At 62.0% G+C, this 16,294-nt stretch carries 15 protein-coding genes; 2 read left to right on the top strand and 13 right to left on the bottom strand.

Annotation, left to right across the window (positions count from 1 at the left end; genetic code table 11):
- Window positions 1–71: 71 nt before the first annotated feature.
- The 6 genes from EJ070_RS14120 to EJ070_RS14095 form a co-directional block, all read right to left on the bottom strand.
- Complete coding sequence (locus EJ070_RS14120; protein ID WP_126091907.1) at window positions 72–2,117, bottom strand: flotillin family protein; 2,046 nt, start codon at window positions 2,115–2,117, stop codon at window positions 72–74.
- Window positions 2,118–2,668: 551 nt separating this feature from the next.
- Window positions 2,669–2,815, bottom strand: a complete 147-nt coding sequence (locus EJ070_RS14115; protein WP_126091906.1) for a hypothetical protein — start codon at window positions 2,813–2,815, stop codon at window positions 2,669–2,671.
- Between the two features lie 28 nt (window positions 2,816–2,843).
- On the bottom strand, window positions 2,844–3,098 hold the full coding sequence (locus EJ070_RS14110) for a GlsB/YeaQ/YmgE family stress response membrane protein (protein ID WP_126091905.1): 255 nt from the start codon (window positions 3,096–3,098) through the stop codon (window positions 2,844–2,846).
- A gap of 110 nt (window positions 3,099–3,208) precedes the next feature.
- Complete coding sequence (locus EJ070_RS14105) at window positions 3,209–3,409, bottom strand: hypothetical protein (RefSeq protein WP_126091904.1); 201 nt, start codon at window positions 3,407–3,409, stop codon at window positions 3,209–3,211.
- A gap of 67 nt (window positions 3,410–3,476) precedes the next feature.
- A complete protein-coding gene (locus tag EJ070_RS14100) occupies window positions 3,477–4,097 on the bottom strand; it encodes a ribonuclease D (RefSeq protein ID WP_126091903.1) in 621 nt (206 codons plus the stop codon).
- A gap of 148 nt (window positions 4,098–4,245) precedes the next feature.
- Complete coding sequence (locus EJ070_RS14095; RefSeq protein WP_126091902.1) at window positions 4,246–5,631, bottom strand: M20/M25/M40 family metallo-hydrolase; 1,386 nt, start codon at window positions 5,629–5,631, stop codon at window positions 4,246–4,248.
- 437 nt (window positions 5,632–6,068) lie between these two features.
- On the opposite strand from EJ070_RS14095, the gene polA reads away from it, so the two are divergent.
- Both polA and EJ070_RS14085 read left to right on the top strand, forming a co-directional pair.
- Window positions 6,069–9,011 (top strand): DNA polymerase I, encoded by a 2,943-nt coding sequence (gene polA, locus EJ070_RS14090; protein ID WP_189350640.1) that lies wholly within the window; start codon window positions 6,069–6,071, stop codon window positions 9,009–9,011.
- Complete coding sequence (locus tag EJ070_RS14085; protein ID WP_126091900.1) at window positions 9,011–9,571, top strand: hypothetical protein; 561 nt, start codon at window positions 9,011–9,013, stop codon at window positions 9,569–9,571. The genes polA and EJ070_RS14085 overlap by 1 nt, the downstream gene beginning before the upstream one ends.
- Before the next feature lie 40 nt (window positions 9,572–9,611).
- On the opposite strand, the gene EJ070_RS14080 is transcribed toward EJ070_RS14085, so the two are convergent.
- The 7 genes from EJ070_RS14080 to EJ070_RS14050 form a co-directional block, all read right to left on the bottom strand.
- Entirely contained in the window at window positions 9,612–10,016 is a 405-nt protein-coding gene (locus EJ070_RS14080) for a Fur family transcriptional regulator (RefSeq protein ID WP_040972454.1), read from the bottom strand.
- Window positions 10,017–10,172: 156 nt separating this feature from the next.
- Window positions 10,173–11,219, bottom strand: coding sequence for an L-glyceraldehyde 3-phosphate reductase (gene mgrA, locus EJ070_RS14075; protein ID WP_126091899.1), 1,047 nt, complete (start codon window positions 11,217–11,219; stop codon window positions 10,173–10,175).
- A gap of 112 nt (window positions 11,220–11,331) precedes the next feature.
- On the bottom strand, window positions 11,332–12,474 hold the full coding sequence (locus EJ070_RS14070; protein WP_126091898.1) for a Gfo/Idh/MocA family oxidoreductase: 1,143 nt from the start codon (window positions 12,472–12,474) through the stop codon (window positions 11,332–11,334).
- Between the two features lie 12 nt (window positions 12,475–12,486).
- Window positions 12,487–13,233, bottom strand: coding sequence for a sugar phosphate isomerase/epimerase (locus EJ070_RS14065; RefSeq protein WP_126091897.1), 747 nt, complete (start codon window positions 13,231–13,233; stop codon window positions 12,487–12,489).
- A 48-nt stretch (window positions 13,234–13,281) separates the two neighbouring features.
- Window positions 13,282–14,391, bottom strand: coding sequence for an ABC transporter ATP-binding protein (locus EJ070_RS14060; protein ID WP_189350529.1), 1,110 nt, complete (start codon window positions 14,389–14,391; stop codon window positions 13,282–13,284).
- The gene (locus EJ070_RS14055; protein WP_126091896.1) at window positions 14,391–15,323 is read right to left on the bottom strand and encodes a carbohydrate ABC transporter permease; all 933 of its coding nucleotides are present in this window, start codon (window positions 15,321–15,323) and stop codon (window positions 14,391–14,393) included. Before EJ070_RS14055 ends, EJ070_RS14060 begins: the two co-directional genes overlap by 1 nt.
- A complete protein-coding gene (locus EJ070_RS14050) occupies window positions 15,316–16,209 on the bottom strand; it encodes a sugar ABC transporter permease (protein ID WP_126091895.1) in 894 nt (297 codons plus the stop codon). The genes EJ070_RS14055 and EJ070_RS14050 overlap by 8 nt, the downstream gene beginning before the upstream one ends.
- Window positions 16,210–16,294 lie beyond the last annotated feature (85 nt).

Raw genomic sequence — 16,294 nt, 5'->3', positions numbered from 1 at the left:
ACAAGCCTGACGCCGCAAATGGTAGCAGGCTTGAAGCGCAAAATGGGCCGGTACTGCCGGCCCATCCTCAATCAATCCTCCTCAACGGGTTCCGGGATCACATCCGGTTGGTCTTGCCGTCCAACCCGGTCGGCGACGAGCATCGAAAGCATCATCTCGACAAGGCCATTGGCGGCCCCCTTCTCGCCGCCGGTAGTGCCGATCTGGATCTGCGGCACGAGCGGCAGCCTGCCATTCTCGATCGCCTCGGCGAAGCGCATGAGAACCTGCGAGTTGAGCTGATAGTCCGGGCCGCCGAAGGCCGCGACCTTCTTCTCGGTGGCCTCGGCCTCCGCCAGACCGATGGCGCGCACCTTCTCGGCCTCGGCAAAACCGGTCGCCTTGATGCGCTCGGCATCGGCAAGCGCGACAGCCTTGATCATGTCGGCCTCGCCCTGGCCGGCGAGGCGCACCTTCTCCGCCTCTGCCTTGGCAGTGACCTGAATGGTTTCCGCCTCCTGACGGGTGCGGGCGAGTTGCGCCTTGCCCTCGTTCTCACTGATCTCGATGGTAAGTGCCGACGTCGTGATCTTGGCTTGCTGTTCGGCGAGCGCCTCCTTCTCACGCAACGTGCGTTCCTGAGTGGCCGCCCTCTCCTGCAATTTATAGGTCTCGACCTTTTCGACTGCAATCTGGCGCTCGCGCAGCTGGATCAGGATCTGCTCTATGCTGTTCTGGCCATTGGCGGCACGGGGCGTACCAATCAACACTTCCTGCAGCTCGAGGCTGTAGGAATTGAATTTTTCGCGCATCTCCTCGCCCGATTTGCGCTGGATATCGCTACGCTCCTGCAAGAGCTGGATCAGCGTCTTTGTCTGGGCGATATTCTTGAAGTAAGCAGAAACCATCGGATCGAGCGTTTGTTCGACCAGCCGCTTGATGTCACCGAAACGCTGCACCACGAGCGGCGCCTTCATATAGTCGATATGCACGACGACTGAGAGCGGCAGCACAGGCTCGAACGCATCCTTGGTGATCAACGACACTTCAGACAGGTTCTCGTCCAGCCTGTGTTCGCCAAACTGCTCCTTCGTCCATTTGAGCACGAAGTTGGTGGTCGGCACGGTGATGATATTGCCGGCATAGGTGTTGAACGCATACTTGCCCGGCAGCAGCGGCGTTGACCAGACACCGCGTGCGCCGATTTCGACCAGCTCGCCGTGACGGTATGCCTGCCCGGATATATCCGCGCCGTGGCGGCCGTTATAGGAGACGACGACACCCACCGTGCCAACGTCAATGATCGTCTTCTCGACCAGTTCGACGGTCGCGAAAATGCGATTGAGGAAGTAGCTACCGTCGGCCAGCACCTGGAGCTGCCGGCCACGGTAGCCACCGGCATTGAGAAACTTCTCCGGGTCCTGAAAATTGTTGTGGAAGTTCGGGTCGTTCGGATCGTTGGCGACGGTCGGTGCGATGATCTCGCCGTCCGGTAGGGCGGGACCGTCATGGATGGTGACGATACCGATCATGTCCTCGGCATTATGGATGACGACTGGCTCAAAGCCGCCCCGCTCCGAGATCATGCTGGACATATTGGTAAAAAGGTTTTGTTCCGACGAGCTCAAATTAACGGCATAGATCGACTGGGCGGTGAGCACGACGAATTGTGCGAGATTGATGGCATAGGTGCCTTCACGCAAGATCTTGCGTTGCGGTCCTTTCTGTCCGCCTTTTTCGAGAAAGGCGCGCACATCCTGGAAATCATCGGCATCGGTGTTGGAAGCAAGTGTTTGCGTCGGAGGCAGCGGCTTGCCATCACGGGCAAAGACATAGCCGATCTGACCCTGCGGGATGGTGACAAGATTGGCGCGATGCATCGAATATTGGAACGGCATGAAGAAATGCAGGCCACCGCGCACGACTTCCGGCTGGTAGCCTGCCTCGCGGTTGAGCGCTATGAAGCCGTTGCTAACGGAGCCGCGAAAACTCCATAGTTTTTCTAAGATGCCGAGCCTGTCGTTTGGGATGTAGCGAACCACGCCACTCCACCAGAACAGGATTGCCAGCACGATGACTGGCACGGCTACCTCGATCGCCATCCATTTCATTGCGTCGAGATATTGTAGGGCTTCCATCTCTTCTCTCCTAAGGCGCGCGCGGGTTCGTCCACCCGACGGCCACCCGGCTGGTGTTGATTGAAAAAGCGGGGAGATTGCGCACCCAAACGTTCGACGCACTAAGGGCGTGTCGAACGTTTGGGCTGCTCATTGTATGGGAAAATGACCGCGCATCCCGAGTCCCCCGTGAAGAGAGGCGTGGCCGTGAGAGATCTCACATCGGTGTTGCCTTGATAGACATAACGACAAATGACGTAGGAATCGCGCCTACAGGTTTAAAGATATTCCGCGCGGAAATCTAATAAGTATTTCCAACGCTTTTGCTATTTCGAAAGCGCGGTGGTTGGCTTTTACAAATTGGCAAGAGCGCGAAATGGCGCTCTTGACGGGTTAGAACCGTCGGCCCGCTCCTGCTCTGCAGATTGAGGTCACCGACCAGTAACGGTCAACAACAAAACAATCACTTACCTTTAAAGGCGCGTTAAGTCGGGAAAATCGAAGCGCTTGAAAATCAAATGCTTGATGATCGCACGATGCGGCCGATTTCACGGTCGCATCATGGTGAGGCCTCAGTTCTGCTGGATCGAAATGCCCTTGTCGTCGATCTTGAGTTCCACGCCTTTCGGCCTGGTCTGCTCGCGATAGATGTAGACGCCAAGGGCGATGACCACGACGGCCAGCGCGCCGATGATGAGATAGAGCAGGTTCTGTTTCATGGCCCGCCCTTGATGCACACACCGAGCATCAAGCCTGCTTCACCAGTTTGATCAGCACCAGCAGGATCACCGCGCCGATGGTGGAGTGGATGATCGCGGCAAAAATGCCGCCGCCGATGGTGAACCCCAGCCTTGGGAAGAGCCAGCCGGCGATCAAGGCGCCAACGATCCCGACGACGATATTGCCGACCAGTCCAAAGCCGAAACCCTTGACGATGAGGCCGGCGAGCCAGCCGGCTATCGCGCCGATGATGATGAAGACGAGCAGGCTTTCAATTCCCATTGCCAATCCCTCCTTGAGCGGAGGACCAACGGAGCAACAAGCCCCGAATCGGCCTCCGATTGCGACGGTTCGAACCTATTGGAAAGCAGCCGGCCTCGCCAGCGCCAGCTTCATTCGTCGTCATCGCCCGATGCGGGCCGCCAGCTCGTCGGATCGACCTTCTTTTGCGTGTTGCTGTCGGTATAGACCCACCAGCCGCCGTCGCGATATTGGCCGACGGATTCGTTGATCACGCCGTCGCCGTCCTTCCACATGACAGTGACTTTCGAGCCGTCTTTCGGCGCGCTCGCGATCGGTTTGCGCTCTGCCATTTCATTCCCTCCGCATCTCGCTCCGACAATGGACCGGCAGGAACGTGCTTCAACGCGCCGGGTTCCATCAGCTATGCGCGAAGATATCTTCCTCCGCCCAGCCCATCAGGTCGAGCCTGGCGCGCGTCGGCAGGAAGCGGAAGCAGGCCTCGGCCTCCTTGGTGCGGCCCTCGCGCGCCAGCCGCGCGGCCAGCACCTCGCGCAGCCGGTGCAGGTAGAGCACGTCGGAGGCGGCATATTCGAGCTGCTCGGGCGACAGCGTCTCCGCCGCCCAGTCCGAGGATTGCTGCGCCTTCGACAGGCCGATGCCGAGCAGCTCGTTGCAGAGGTCCTTCAGCCCGTGGCGGTCGGTGTAGGTGCGGGTCAGCCGCGAGGCGATCTTGGTGCAGAACACCGGCTCGGCCATGACGCCGAAGGCTTTGTAGAGCACGGCGATGTCGAAGCGGCCGTAGTGGAACAGCTTGGTGATGGCACGGTTCCTGAGCAGGCTGACGAGGTTCGGCGCCTTCCTCTGGCCGGGAGCGATCTGGATGACGTCGGCGCTGCCGTCGCCAGGCGAAATCTGCACCACGCAGAGCCTGTCGCGATGCGGATTGAGCCCCAGCGTTTCCGTGTCGATGGCCACGGCCCCGACATTGTAGCGGGACAGGTCCGGCAGATCGTTCTTGTGGAAACGGACGTCGGTCATTCTCTTCTCCGGATCGCGGCCTGCGGCGCCGCGCGTCCTTTGGGATGCGCAAGGGACGCGCTGCACCTTGTGCTAGATGGTCCGTCCTCGCCGCGATCCGGGGAAAAATCAACAAAAACTTGATTTGCACGTCGTTCGTGATTTTCGCTCAACGCGTCAGCGCATCGAGAATGCGCGCCCAGGAACGCTGCCCCTTGTGAAAGGAGGTGAGCTCGTATTTTTCGTTCGGCGAATGGATGCGGTCGTCATCGAGGCCGAAGCCGACCAGCAGCGATTCCATGCCGAGATAGGTCTGGAAGTCGCCGACCACGGGAATAGAGCCGCCGCCGCCGGTGGTGACGGCCTGCTTCTCCCATTCGTCGGAGAGCGCATCCTTGGCCTTGGTCAGGAAAGGCGAGTCGTAAGAGAGCTGGATCGCCGGCGAGCCGCCATGCGGATGGAATTCGACCGAGCAGTCGGCCGGGATGCGTTCGCGCACGAAGCCCTGGAAGGCGGCGCGGATCTTTTTCGGATCCTGCTTGTGGACGAGCCGGAACGACACCTTGGCCGAGGCTTCCGCCGCGATCACCGTCTTGAACCCCTTGCCGGTATAGCCGCCGATGATGCCGTTGAATTCGGCCGTCGGCCGCGCCCAGGTGAGCTCGAGCACGGAACGGCCCTTTTCGCCGGCGGGAATGGAGAGGCCGACCGGACCGAGGAATGTCTCGGCGGTCTCGCCAAGCCCCTCCCAGGACTTCAGCACCTGTGAGGGCGTCTCCTCGACGCCGTCATAGAAGCCTGGGATGGTGACACGGCCGTTTTGATCGTGAACGTCGGCGAGGACCTTGGCCAGGATGCGGATCGGATTGGCGGCCGGGCCTCCATAGAGACCTGAATGCAGGTCGCGGCTTGCTGCCTTGACGATGACCTCCTCGCCGACCATGCCGCGCAGCGACACGCAGATCGACGGCGTCTCGCGGTTCCACATGCTGGTGTCGCAGACCAAAGCGAAATCCGCCTTGAGCTCGGCCGCGTTCGCCTCGAGGAACGGCTTCAGCGACGGCGAGCCGGACTCTTCCTCGCCCTCGAACAGGATGGTGACGCGGCAGGGCAGATTGCCATGCACCTGCTTCCAGGCGCGGCATGCCTCGACGAAGGTCATCAGCTGGCCCTTGTCGTCGGCCGAGCCGCGCCCGGCGATCACCTTGCGGCCGGGCTCGATCTCCTTGATCGACGGCGCGAAGGGGTCGGTCTCCCAAAGCTCGATCGGATCGACCGGCTGCACATCGTAATGGCCGTAGAACAGCAGATGCGGCGCGCCGGCCGGCCCCTCGTGATGCGCCACCACCATCGGATGTCCGGGCGTGTCGCGCACGCTGGCATCGAAGCCGATCAGCTTGAGCTCGGCCACCAGCCACTCGGCGCCCTTGCGGCAGTCGGCTGCATAGGCGGGATCGGTCGAGATCGACCTGATGCCGAGCAGGCCGAAAAGCCGCTCCAGGCTTTGGTCGAGGTTCTGGTCGAGACGATCGAGGACGGGAGAAATTCTGGACATGCTTTTGCCTTTCGATTTTTGCGCCGACCCTAAAGGGCCGGGCCGAAAACGAAAAGCCGTGATCATTGGACCAAGGATCGGAGGCTTGTCGAAAGGCAAAAAAGAACCGCCGTGGTGGAGGGGGAACCACGGCGGTCTTTACTCGAAACGTTGCGGCAGCCCGGAGAGGGGGGATAGGCTGCCGCAGTTTGCCCGGGATAGGCGGGGGACGGGCCTTACTCCGGACTTCGGCGAAAAATGCCGATGACAGCTATTTGGGTCTGGGAACATGGCGATTCAAGGGCACGAAGATTACACTTTTGTAACATACCCGTGAGCGGTCGGATGAGCAGCCAGAATCGGGGCGGAATCGGCACTTGTCAGGGTGTTGCCGGAACCGGTGGGTTGCGCAGCCTTTGGCATGGACCGCGAAGCTTCGCCGCGCTATCCCTGCCGGCATGAAAAAAGGCGATCACCTCTTCCTTGTCGACGGCTCCGGCTACATTTTCCGCGCCTATCACGCGCTGCCGCCGCTCAACCGCAAATCCGACGGCCTGCCGACCAGCGCCGTGCTCGGCTTCTGCAACATGGTGTGGAAACTGATGCAGGACGCCCGCAACACCAATGTGGGTATCGTGCCGTCGCATTTCGCCGTCATCTTCGACTATTCGTCGAAAACCTTCCGCAGCGATCTTTATCCCGAATACAAGGCCAACCGATCGGCGCCGCCGGAAGACCTCATCCCGCAATTCGGCCTGATCCGCCAGGCGACCGTGGCGTTCAACCTGCCCTGCATCGAGATGGAAGGTTTTGAGGCCGACGACATCATCGCCACTTATTGCCGGCTGGCCTGCGAGGTCGGCGCCGACACCACCATCATTTCCTCCGACAAGGACCTGATGCAGCTCGTCGGCCCTACGGTCGGCATGTACGATCCGATGAAGGACCGCCAGATCGGCATCCCGGAGGTGATCGAGAAATGGGGCGTGCCGCCGGAAAAGATGATCGACCTCCAGGCGTTGACCGGCGACTCCGTCGACAACGTGCCGGGCGTGCCCGGCATCGGACCGAAGACCGCGGCGCAGCTTCTGGAGCAGTTCGGCGACCTCGACGGGTTGCTCGCCCGCGCCTCCGAGATCAAGCAGGACAAGCGGCGCGAAACCATCATCGCCAATGCCGACAAGGCGCGCATCTCGCGTGAGCTGGTGACGCTGAAGAACGACGTGCCGCTGAAGGAGGGGCTGGACGATCTGGTGCTGCATGCGCCGGACGGGCCGAAGCTGATCGGCTTCCTGAAGACGATGGAATTCACCACCCTGACCCGCCGCGTCGCGGAGGCGACCGCAACCGAGATCGGCGACGTCCAGGCTTCCGCCGTCATCATCGAGCGTACCGATACGGCGCACGGCCCCGATGTCGGCGCCGGCGCGCCGCCGGTCGCAGCCGCAAAGCCTGCCCAGCCGCCCGTCAGGGCGGAAGACGCCCCGCCTCAGGGCGACACCCCTTCCCTGCTCTCGGCGCTGCGACTGGAGCAGGCGACGGCGCGCAAGATCGACCCTTCGGCCTATACGGCAATCCGCGATACGGCCACGCTCAAATCCTGGATCGCCGAGGTGAAGGAAGCCGGTATCCTTGCCTTCGACGCCGAGACCACATCGCTCGACCCGATGCAGGCCGAGCTGATCGGCCTCTCCATGGCAGTTGCGCCAGGCCGCGCCGTCTATGTGCCGCTCGCCCACGCGAGCGGCAATGGCGACCTGCTTGGCGGCGGCCTGCTGGCGGACCAGGTCCCGGTCCGCGAAGCGCTGGCGCTGCTGAAGCCGCTGCTGGAGGACCGGTCGGTTCTCAAGATCGTGCAGGACATGAAATACGACATCGTCGTCATGAGCAGGCACGGCATCGAGGTCGGACCGTTCGACGACACGATGCTGATCTCCTATGTGCTCGACGCCGGCACATCCGGCGGCCACGATCTCGCCTCGCTGTCTGAGAAGTGGCTCGGCCATGCGCCGGCCTCGAAGAAGGAGCTTGCCGGCTCGGGCAAGAGCGCCGTCGGCTTCGACCAGATCGATATCGGGCGGGCGACCGCCTATGCCGGCGAGCAGGCCGATCTGGCGCTGCGGCTCTGGCAGTTGCTGAAGCCCCGGCTCGCCGCCAAGGGCCTCGTTTCCGTCTATGAGCGGCTGGAGCGGCCGCTGGTGCCCGTGCTCGCCCGCATGGAGCAGCGCGGCATCTCGGTCGACCGCCAGATCCTGTCAAGGCTGTCGGGCGAGCTTGCGCAAGGGGCAGCCCGCGTCGAGGAAGAGATCTACGGGATCGTCGGCGAGCGCATCAACATCGGGTCGCCGAAACAGCTCGGCGACATATTGTTCGGCAAAATGGGTCTGCCGGGCGGCTCCAAGACCAAGACCGGCCAATGGTCGACCTCGGCGCAGCTTCTGGAGGACCTTGCCGCCGAAGGTCACGAGCTGCCGCGCAAGATCGTCGACTGGCGCCAGCTCACCAAGCTGAAATCGACCTATACCGACGCCCTGCCGGGCTTCATCAACCCCGGCACCAATCGCGTCCACACCTCATACGCGTTGGCCGCGACGACCACCGGGCGATTGTCGTCTTCCGATCCCAATCTGCAGAACATCCCCGTGCGCACGGCGGAAGGCCGCAAGATCAGGACCGCCTTCATCGCCGAGAAGGGCCACAAGCTGGTCTCGGCCGACTACAGCCAGATCGAATTGCGCGTGCTCGCCCATGTCGCCGAGATCCCGCAGCTCAAGCAGGCTTTCGCCGACGGCGCCGACATCCATGCCATCACGGCGTCCGAAATGTTCAACGTGCCGGTCGAAGGCATGCCCTCGGAAGTGCGCCGGCGCGCCAAGGCGATCAATTTCGGCATCATCTACGGCATCTCGGCCTTCGGCCTCGCCAACCAGCTGTCGATCCCGCGCGAGGAGGCAAGCGCCTACATCAAGCGCTATTTCGAGCGGTTCCCGGGCATCCGCGACTATATCGAGGAGACCAAGGCCTATGCGCGCGAATACGGCTTCGTCGAGACCATTTTCGGCCGGCGCATCCACTACCCGGAGATAAGGGCCTCCAACCCTTCGGTCCGCGCCTTCAACGAGCGCGCCTCGATCAACGCCAGGCTCCAGGGCACCGCGGCCGACATCATCCGCCGCGCCATGGTGCACATGGAAGAAGCCTTGGAGAAGGCAAAGCTGTCGGCCCGCATGCTCTTGCAGGTGCATGACGAGCTGATCTTCGAGACGGTTGATGCGGAAGTCGAAGCGACGATCCCCGTGGTGCGCCGCGTGATGGAGAACGCGCCGATGCCGGCCGTCTCGATGTCGGTGCCGCTGCATGTCGACGCGCGGGCTGCGGATAATTGGGACGAGGCGCATTGATGCATATCACTCTAACGTACAAGGGACCCGTACAGGGCAATGCAAGAAAGCAAAGCGATGTCTGGCGACTCAGAAAATCGTTTCACAAACAGCTATATAAATTGAGCCTGACCAATGAATTTGAATATGTTGAGAAGTATGCCAACCAGGATACAGAAAAGTCACATCCAAATATTGGAATAGACGTCGCGAATTCACGCTATGTTCCGTTTATAACTTCTAAGATGAAAACGCGATGCTCGCTTTACGTTCGAGTTTTTAGGGGCGTCAGGCAATACAACCCTGTGCTTGGAAACGTCGATTTGGATAACAGAGTAAAAACTCTAATCGACGCGCTACGAGCTCCTCAACAAATTAGCGAGACAAAAGAGTCGGACGGGACGGTTAGATACGTCCTCTTGGAAGATGACTCGCTAATTGACGGAATAACCGTGAAGTCCGACCATTATTTGGATGAGGAAGACGAAGGCGTCGTTCTGGCAATTATAACCGCCAATATCCATCTCGCGCATGCGACTTGGGCGAATATGCACCTAGGCTATCCATCCGCTCCATTTTGACTCTCGCTGCGGCGGGTCAAAGTGCCTGGAAAATGCCTTTTCAAGCCGCCTCAGCCCGGCACTTGGCGCACACGCCCCGAAACTCGATCACCGCCTTCTTCGCGGCAAATCCCGTCGAGCGCACCCATTCGTCCAGCCGGTGGTCGACATCGTGATCGGACATCTCGGTCACCTGGCCGCAACTGTCGCAGATGGCGAAGGCGGTCATCGAATGGCTGTGGTCATGCGGCTCGGCGCAGGCGACGAAGGAGTTGAGGCTTTCGAGCCGGTGCACGAAGCCCGACTTCACCAGCGTGTCTAAAGCGCGATAGACCTGCAGCGGTGCCCTAAAGCCGCGCTCGCGGAGCTGGTCGAGCAGCATATAGGCGCTGAGCGGTCCGCTGGCGGCCTCGAGCTTCTCGAGCACGCACAACTGGTTCTTGGTCAGCGTATCCCTTGCCGTCATCTTGTCCGTCCGGTCGTCGCGTCGTTTTCGCGTGCCGATTGTGCGCGCGAACGCTCTCTGCTCCATGAAATAGCGACGAAAGCGCATCTTTGCCACTGTTTCCGCAGCGGGCATCACCTGGCGGAAAGCCACGGCCGAGAACTCGCCAGCCAATCGCTACTTGCGCGGCGGTCCCTTGCGCTCGGCGGATGCCGCCCACAGGTTGATGTCGGCCTCGCGCGCATAGGTATCGATCTCGGCGAGTTCGGCATCGCTGAAGTCGAGCGCCTTGAGCGCGCCGACGCAATCCTCGACCTGCTCCGGCCGGCTGGCCCCGATCAGTGCCGTCGTCACGCGGCCCTTGCGCAGCACCCAGGCCAGCGCCATCTGCGCCAGCGTCTGCCCGCGTCGGCCGGCGATGGCGTTGAGCGCCTTGATGTTGGCGATCGACTTGTCGTTGATGAAGGCCGGCCTGAGCGACTTGCCCTGGGATGCACGGCTGCCCTCGGGGATGCCGCCGAGATATTTATCGGTCAGCATGCCCTGTGCCAGCGGTGAGAACACGATCGAGCCGATGCCCAAGCCCTCCAGCGTGTCGAGCAGCCCGTCCTCCTCGACCCAGCGGTTGAGCATGGAATAGCTCGGCTGGTGGATGAGGCAGGGCGTGCCGAGCTGCCTCAGGATGTCGGCCGCCTCTCGCGTGCGCTGCGAGTTGTAGGAGGAGATGCCGGCATAGAGCGCCTTGCCTGAGCGCACGGCATGGTCGAGCGCGCCCATCGTCTCTTCCAGCGGCGTCTCGGGATCGAAGCGGTGCGAATAGAAGATGTCGACATAGTCGAGCCCCATCCGCTTCAGGCTCTGGTCGAGGCTGGCCAGCACATATTTGCGGCTGCCCCACTCGCCATAGGGACCCGCCCACATCTCGTAACCCGCCTTTGTCGAGATGATCAGCTCGTCGCGATAGGCGGCGAAATCGCTGCGCAGGATTTCGCCGAAGGCGGTCTCGGCCGAACCTGGCGGCGGGCCGTAATTGTTGGCGAGGTCGAAATGCGTGATGCCGAGGTCGAAGGCCTTGCGCACGATCGCCTGCTTGGTCCTGTGCGGCGTGTCGTTGCCGAAATTGTGCCACAGGCCGAGCGAGATGGCCGGCAGCTTGAGGCCGGACCGTCCGCAACGGTTGTAGATCATCTTCTCGTAGCGGTTCTCGGCGGCGACATAGGGCATGGGGAATCCTCGGGATCGAAGCGGCGCGGCGATCGCCGCCAACGTGAATTGAATCGATGCTTGCCCCAACCCTTACCCTCTCCCGGCCGAAACGGGGAGAGGGTATCGCCACCTACTTTTTCTTTGCCAGCAGCGCCTTCGCCTCCTTGATGCCGAGCGCCGCCGGCCGCTCGCAGGTCGTCTGCATGGCGACGAACTTGCCGCTTTCGCCCGAGCGCAGGATGCCGGTCATGACATCGACGGCGTGCAGCGCCAATTCCATCGAGCAGCGGTGCGGCCGCCCTTCGGCGATTGCGATCGCCATGTCGGCGAGGCCGGCGGTGCGGTAGTTGGCCATCATGCCTTGGCCGTGCATCTCGTTGGGCACGCCGAAGGGATGATCCCACTTCGGCAGCTTCTTCACCGGCTTGGTGGCGTCGGTGAAGCGGACCTCGCCGCCGAAGAAATTCGGGTCCGGCACGAAGACGGTGCCCGCCTCGCCATAGAGCTCCATCGGCGCATGGCCGTGGCTCCAGACGTCCCAACTGGTGTTGAGCGTCACCACGGCGCCGTTTTCGAATTCCAGCAGCGCATGGATGGTGGTCGGCGTATTCACCGGGATCTTCTCGCCCGCGCGCGGCTTGGAGCTGATGGTGCGCTCCTTGGCCGGCATCGACGCGAAGGCCGCGACTTGGCTGACCGGCCCGATCAGCTGGATCAGGTTGGTGACGTAGTACGGACCGATGTCGAGCACCGGGCCGGCGCCCGGCTGGAAGAAGAAGTCGGGGTTGGGGTGCCAGTGCTCCATGCCGTGGCCCATGACATGGCAGGTGCCGCTGGTGATCTTGCCGAGCTTGCCGCTGTCGATCAGCTCGCGCACCAGCTGATGCGCGCCGCCGAAGAAAGTGTCCGGCGCCGAACCGATGCGCAGGCCCTTCTTCTCGGCCCGCTTCTTCAGGTCGAGCCCTTCCTTGATGGAAAGCACGAAGGGCTTTTCCGAATAGACGTGCTTGCCGGCGTCGAGCACCCGCTTCGACACGTCATAGTGCACTGCTGGAATCGTGAGGTTGACGACGATATCGATGTCGTCGGCTTCGAGCAGTTCGTCGACCGTTTGCGCGCGCAGCTTGAACTCTTTCGCCCGCGCCTTTGCGGCGTCCATGTTGATGTCCGCACAGGCCCTCATCTCGATGCCGCGAAACAGCGGCGCCAGCGAGAAATACGCCTTCGAGATGTTGCCGCAGCCGATGACGCCTACGCCAAGTTTGCTTGCCATTTTTATTTGCTCCTACCAGCTCTTGGCTGCCGCGATCGAGCGACGGGCAAAGCGCTCGATGTCGTTGGGGTTATCCTGTTCCATGACGAAATACTGCGCCGCGCTTCCAGCGCGCAACGCCTTGATCAGGCCGGGCCAGTCGATGGTGCCGTGGCCGACATCCGACCAGCCGTCCTCGTCCAGCCCCTCGCCGGGCTTCGCCATGTCCTTGACGTGGACGGCATTGATGCGACTGCCTTGCTTCTCGATCCAGGGCAGCGGATCGGCGCCGCCGCGCACCACCCAGGCGACGTCCATCTCCCAGCCGATATCGGGCGCGGCCGACAGGATATGATCCTGCGGCAGCGAACCGTCGGCGAGCGCCTTGAATTCGAAATCGTGGTTGTGCCAGGCAAAGCCGTAGCCGCCCTTCTTCGCGGCCTCGCCCACCTTGGCGAGACGCTCGCCGAACCCTCGCCAGCCGGCGGCATCGCCCGGGCGCTGATCGGGCATCAGGTAGGGGCAGATCAGCAGCGATACGCCAAGTGTGTCGGCGATTTTGCGCACGCCGTCGAAATCCTTCTCCAGCGCATCGATCGAGAAATGCCCGGTCGGCATGGCAAGCCCGTTCTTGTCGAGCTCGGCACGGAACGCCTTCGGATCGTCATAGACGCCGCCGAAGCCTTCGACTTGCCTGTAGCCGAGCTCGCCGAGCATTTTCAGCACGCCCTCCCATGGCTGGAAATTGCGGGCGCTATAAAGTTGAAATGACCAGTTCATCTGTCTGTCCGTTCTGCTGATGGTTCCGGGAGGTTGTGGTCTGGGAGGTTAAAGGCGACTGTCGGTCTCGGCGTCGAACAGCGAGGCGCGCGCCGGATCGAAGCCGATGCGGATCGCATCGCCGTTGCGCAGCGTCTTGTCCGCTTCGACGCGGAAGGAGAGGATCTGGCCGCCGAGCTTGGTCCACACCAGCGTGTCGGAGCCCATCGGATCGACGATCTCGACCGTCGACTCGGCGGTGAATGGCATGGCCCGCGCCGCTTCGCCAAAAGCGATGTGCTCGGGCCTGATACCGAACACGCAAGGTTTGGCGGCACGGCCGCCGTCGCCCTCGAACTGATAGCGGCCAAGCGGCACCGACACGCCGTCGGCCTTGAACGTGGGAGCATCGCCCGCCTGCAACTCCCCTTTGATGAAATTCATCGCCGGCGAGCCGAGGAAGCCGGCGACGAAACGGTTGACCGGCCGGTTGTAGATCGTTTGCGGCGCATCGAGCTGCTGGATGACCCCGCCCCTCATGACGGCGATGCGGTCGGCGAGCGTCATCGCCTCGATCTGGTCGTGGGTGACGTAGATCATGGTATTCTCGAGCTTGCGGTGCAGCAGCTTGATCTCGACGCGCAGTTCCGAGCGCAGCTTGGCGTCGAGATTGGACAGCGGCTCATCGAACAGGAACACGTCGACGTCGCGCACCAGAGCGCGCCCGATCGCCACGCGCTGGCGCTGGCCGCCGGAGAGCGCCGAGGGCTTCCTCTGCAAGAGCGGCTCGATCTGCAGGATTTCGGCCGCGCGCGCGATGCGTTTGGCGATTTCGTCCTTGGGCACGCCGGCGACGCGCAGGCCGAAGGAGAGGTTTCTCTCGACCGTCATCTGCGGGTAGAGCGCATAGGACTGGAACACCATGCCGATGCCGCGGTCCTTCGGCTCCTCCCAGGTGACGTTCTTGCCCTTGATGAAGATGCGGCCTTCGGAGATGTCGAGCAGGCCGGCGATGCAGTTGAGCAAGGTCGACTTGCCGCAGCCCGACGGTCCAAGCAGCACGATGAACTCGCCTTCGGCGACGTCGAGATTGAGCGTCTGCAGAACCGAGACCGAGCCGAAATTCAGCGACAGGTCCTGGATCGAAACGCTGGGATCGGCGATTGCTGCTGCCATCATCATCCTTTCACCGCGCCGGCCGCGATGCCGCGCACGAAGAGCTTGCCGGAAACGAAATAGACGATGAGCGGCACGAGGCCGGTCAGGATGGTAGCGGCCATGTTGACGTTGTATTCCTTCACGCCCTGCACCGAGTTGACGATGTTGTTGAGCTGCACCGTCATCGGATAGGTGTCTGGGCGGGTGTAGACGACGCCGAACAGGAAGTCGTTCCAGATGCCGGTCACCTGCAGGATGATGGCGACGACGAAGATCGGCAGCGACATCGGCAGCATGATGCGCAGATAGATGCCCCAGAAGCCGGCGCCGTCGACGCGCGCCGCCCGAAACAGTTCCTCCGGCATCGACGTGAAATAGTTGCGGAACAAAAGCGTCAGGATCGGCATGCCGAAGATCGAATGCACGATCACCAAGCCGGTCAGCGTTCCGTAGATGCCGATCTCGCGCAGGATGATGACGATCGGATAGATCATCACCTGATAGGGGATGAAGGCGCCGACGATCAGGATGATGAAGAAGCTGTCGGCGCCCTTGAAGCGCCAGTTGGCCAAAGCGTAGCCGTTCACCGAGGCGATCGCGATCGACAGCAGCACCGACGGCACCGTTATGCGCACCGAATTCCAGAAGCCGCGTGAAAGCCCGTCGCAATTCAGCCCCGTGCAGGCGGTTGCCCACGCCTTCACCCAGGGCTCGAAGGTGATCTCCAGCGGCGGCGAGAAGATGTTGCCGAGGCGGATTTCAGGCATGCCCTTCAGCGACGTGACGATCATCACGTAGAGCGGCAGCAGATAGTAGAGCGCCACGACGATCAGCGTGCCGTAAAGGAAGATGTTGCGGCGCGACAGCACATGCCGCGGCTTCGGTCCGGCAGGCCCGGCGGCTTCGCTTGGGAGGGCACCGGCGTTGGGAAGGGAGGCTGCGACGTCAGCCACGTTTCTTGCCTCCAAATTCGAGATAGGCCCATGGCACGATGACGATAACGACGGAGAGCAGCATCATGGTCGAGGCGGCAAAGCCCTGGCCGAGGTTCTGGGCGAAGAACATGTAGTCGTAGACGTACTTTGCCGGCACTTCGGAGGCGATGCCCGGGCCGCCGCTGGTCTGCGCCACCACAAGGTCATAGACCTTGACGATGCCGGCCGCGATGATGACGAGTGTGGTGATGAAGACCGGCCGCATCATTGGGATGACGATGAAGAAATAGGTCTTCCACATCGGTATCCCGTCGACCCGCGCGGCCTTCCAAATGTCTTCATCGATGCCGCGCAGGCCGGCGAGCATCAGGCACATGATCAGCCCGGTGCCCTGCCAGAGCGCCGCGATCGAAATGCCGTAGATGACGATGCTGGAATTATAGAGCGGGTCGAAGCTGAAGCTCGTCCAGCCGAGATCGCGCACGACGCGCTGGACGCCGAAATCCGGATTGAGCAGCCACTGCCAGACGAGACCGGTGACGATGAAGGAGAGCGCGAAGGGATAGAGGAAGATGGTGCGGAACGTGTCCTCGAAGCGGATCTTCTGATCGAGCAGCGCCGCGAGGATGAAGCCGACGACCAGCGAGAAAACCAGCGAGATGACGCCGTAGATCAAAAGGTTCTCGATCGAGACCAGCCAGCGCGGCGTCGCCCACAGCCGGTAATACTGGTCGACCCCGACGAAGTTCAGCCGCGGCAACAGCTTCGAATTGGTGAAGGAATAGAGCACCGTCCAGGCCGTGCCGCCGACGAAGACCACCAGCGCGGTCAGGATCATCGGGATCGAGGCGACCTTGGCATTGAGATTGCGGAAAAGCTGGTTGGGGCGTTCGCTGTTGCTCATCTCGGCAGCCGCGCTGGGACAATGAGGACATCATGCTCCCGACCCCGAATGGGCAGGGGCCGGGAGCTGGCGGGGGCGCCGTCGA

Origin of the sequence: Mesorhizobium sp. M1E.F.Ca.ET.045.02.1.1, assembly GCF_003952485.1 — a bacterium.
In the GTDB taxonomy this organism is placed as follows: Bacteria; Pseudomonadota; Alphaproteobacteria; order Rhizobiales; family Rhizobiaceae; genus Mesorhizobium.
Note: the sequence above shows the minus strand (reverse complement) of the source record. Positions and strands in the feature narration are given on the sequence as shown.

Bases quoted from the DNA above. Each gene is read 5' to 3' on its own strand.
- EJ070_RS14100 (WP_126091903.1), bottom strand. From the start codon at position 4,097: ATGACCGACGTCCGTTTCCACAAGAACGATCTGCCGGACCTGTCCCGC.
- EJ070_RS14095 (WP_126091902.1), bottom strand. From the start codon at position 5,631: ATGTCCAGAATTTCTCCCGTCCTCGATCGTCTCGACCAGAACCTCGAC.
- EJ070_RS14110 (WP_126091905.1), bottom strand. From the start codon at position 3,098: ATGGGAATTGAAAGCCTGCTCGTCTTCATCATCATCGGCGCGATAGCC.
- EJ070_RS14060 (WP_189350529.1), bottom strand. From the start codon at position 14,391: ATGATGGCAGCAGCAATCGCCGATCCCAGCGTTTCGATCCAGGACCTG.
- EJ070_RS14080 (WP_040972454.1), bottom strand. From the start codon at position 10,016: ATGACGGCAAGGGATACGCTGACCAAGAACCAGTTGTGCGTGCTCGAG.
- EJ070_RS14065 (WP_126091897.1), bottom strand. From the start codon at position 13,233: ATGAACTGGTCATTTCAACTTTATAGCGCCCGCAATTTCCAGCCATGG.
- EJ070_RS14070 (WP_126091898.1), bottom strand. From the start codon at position 12,474: ATGGCAAGCAAACTTGGCGTAGGCGTCATCGGCTGCGGCAACATCTCG.
- mgrA (WP_126091899.1), bottom strand. From the start codon at position 11,219: ATGCCCTATGTCGCCGCCGAGAACCGCTACGAGAAGATGATCTACAAC.
- EJ070_RS14050 (WP_126091895.1), bottom strand. From the start codon at position 16,209: ATGAGCAACAGCGAACGCCCCAACCAGCTTTTCCGCAATCTCAATGCC.
- polA (WP_189350640.1), top strand. From the start codon at position 6,069: ATGAAAAAAGGCGATCACCTCTTCCTTGTCGACGGCTCCGGCTACATT.
- EJ070_RS14120 (WP_126091907.1), bottom strand. From the start codon at position 2,117: ATGGAAGCCCTACAATATCTCGACGCAATGAAATGGATGGCGATCGAG.
- EJ070_RS14105 (WP_126091904.1), bottom strand. From the start codon at position 3,409: ATGGCAGAGCGCAAACCGATCGCGAGCGCGCCGAAAGACGGCTCGAAA.
- EJ070_RS14085 (WP_126091900.1), top strand. From the start codon at position 9,011: ATGCATATCACTCTAACGTACAAGGGACCCGTACAGGGCAATGCAAGA.
- EJ070_RS14115 (WP_126091906.1), bottom strand. From the start codon at position 2,815: ATGAAACAGAACCTGCTCTATCTCATCATCGGCGCGCTGGCCGTCGTG.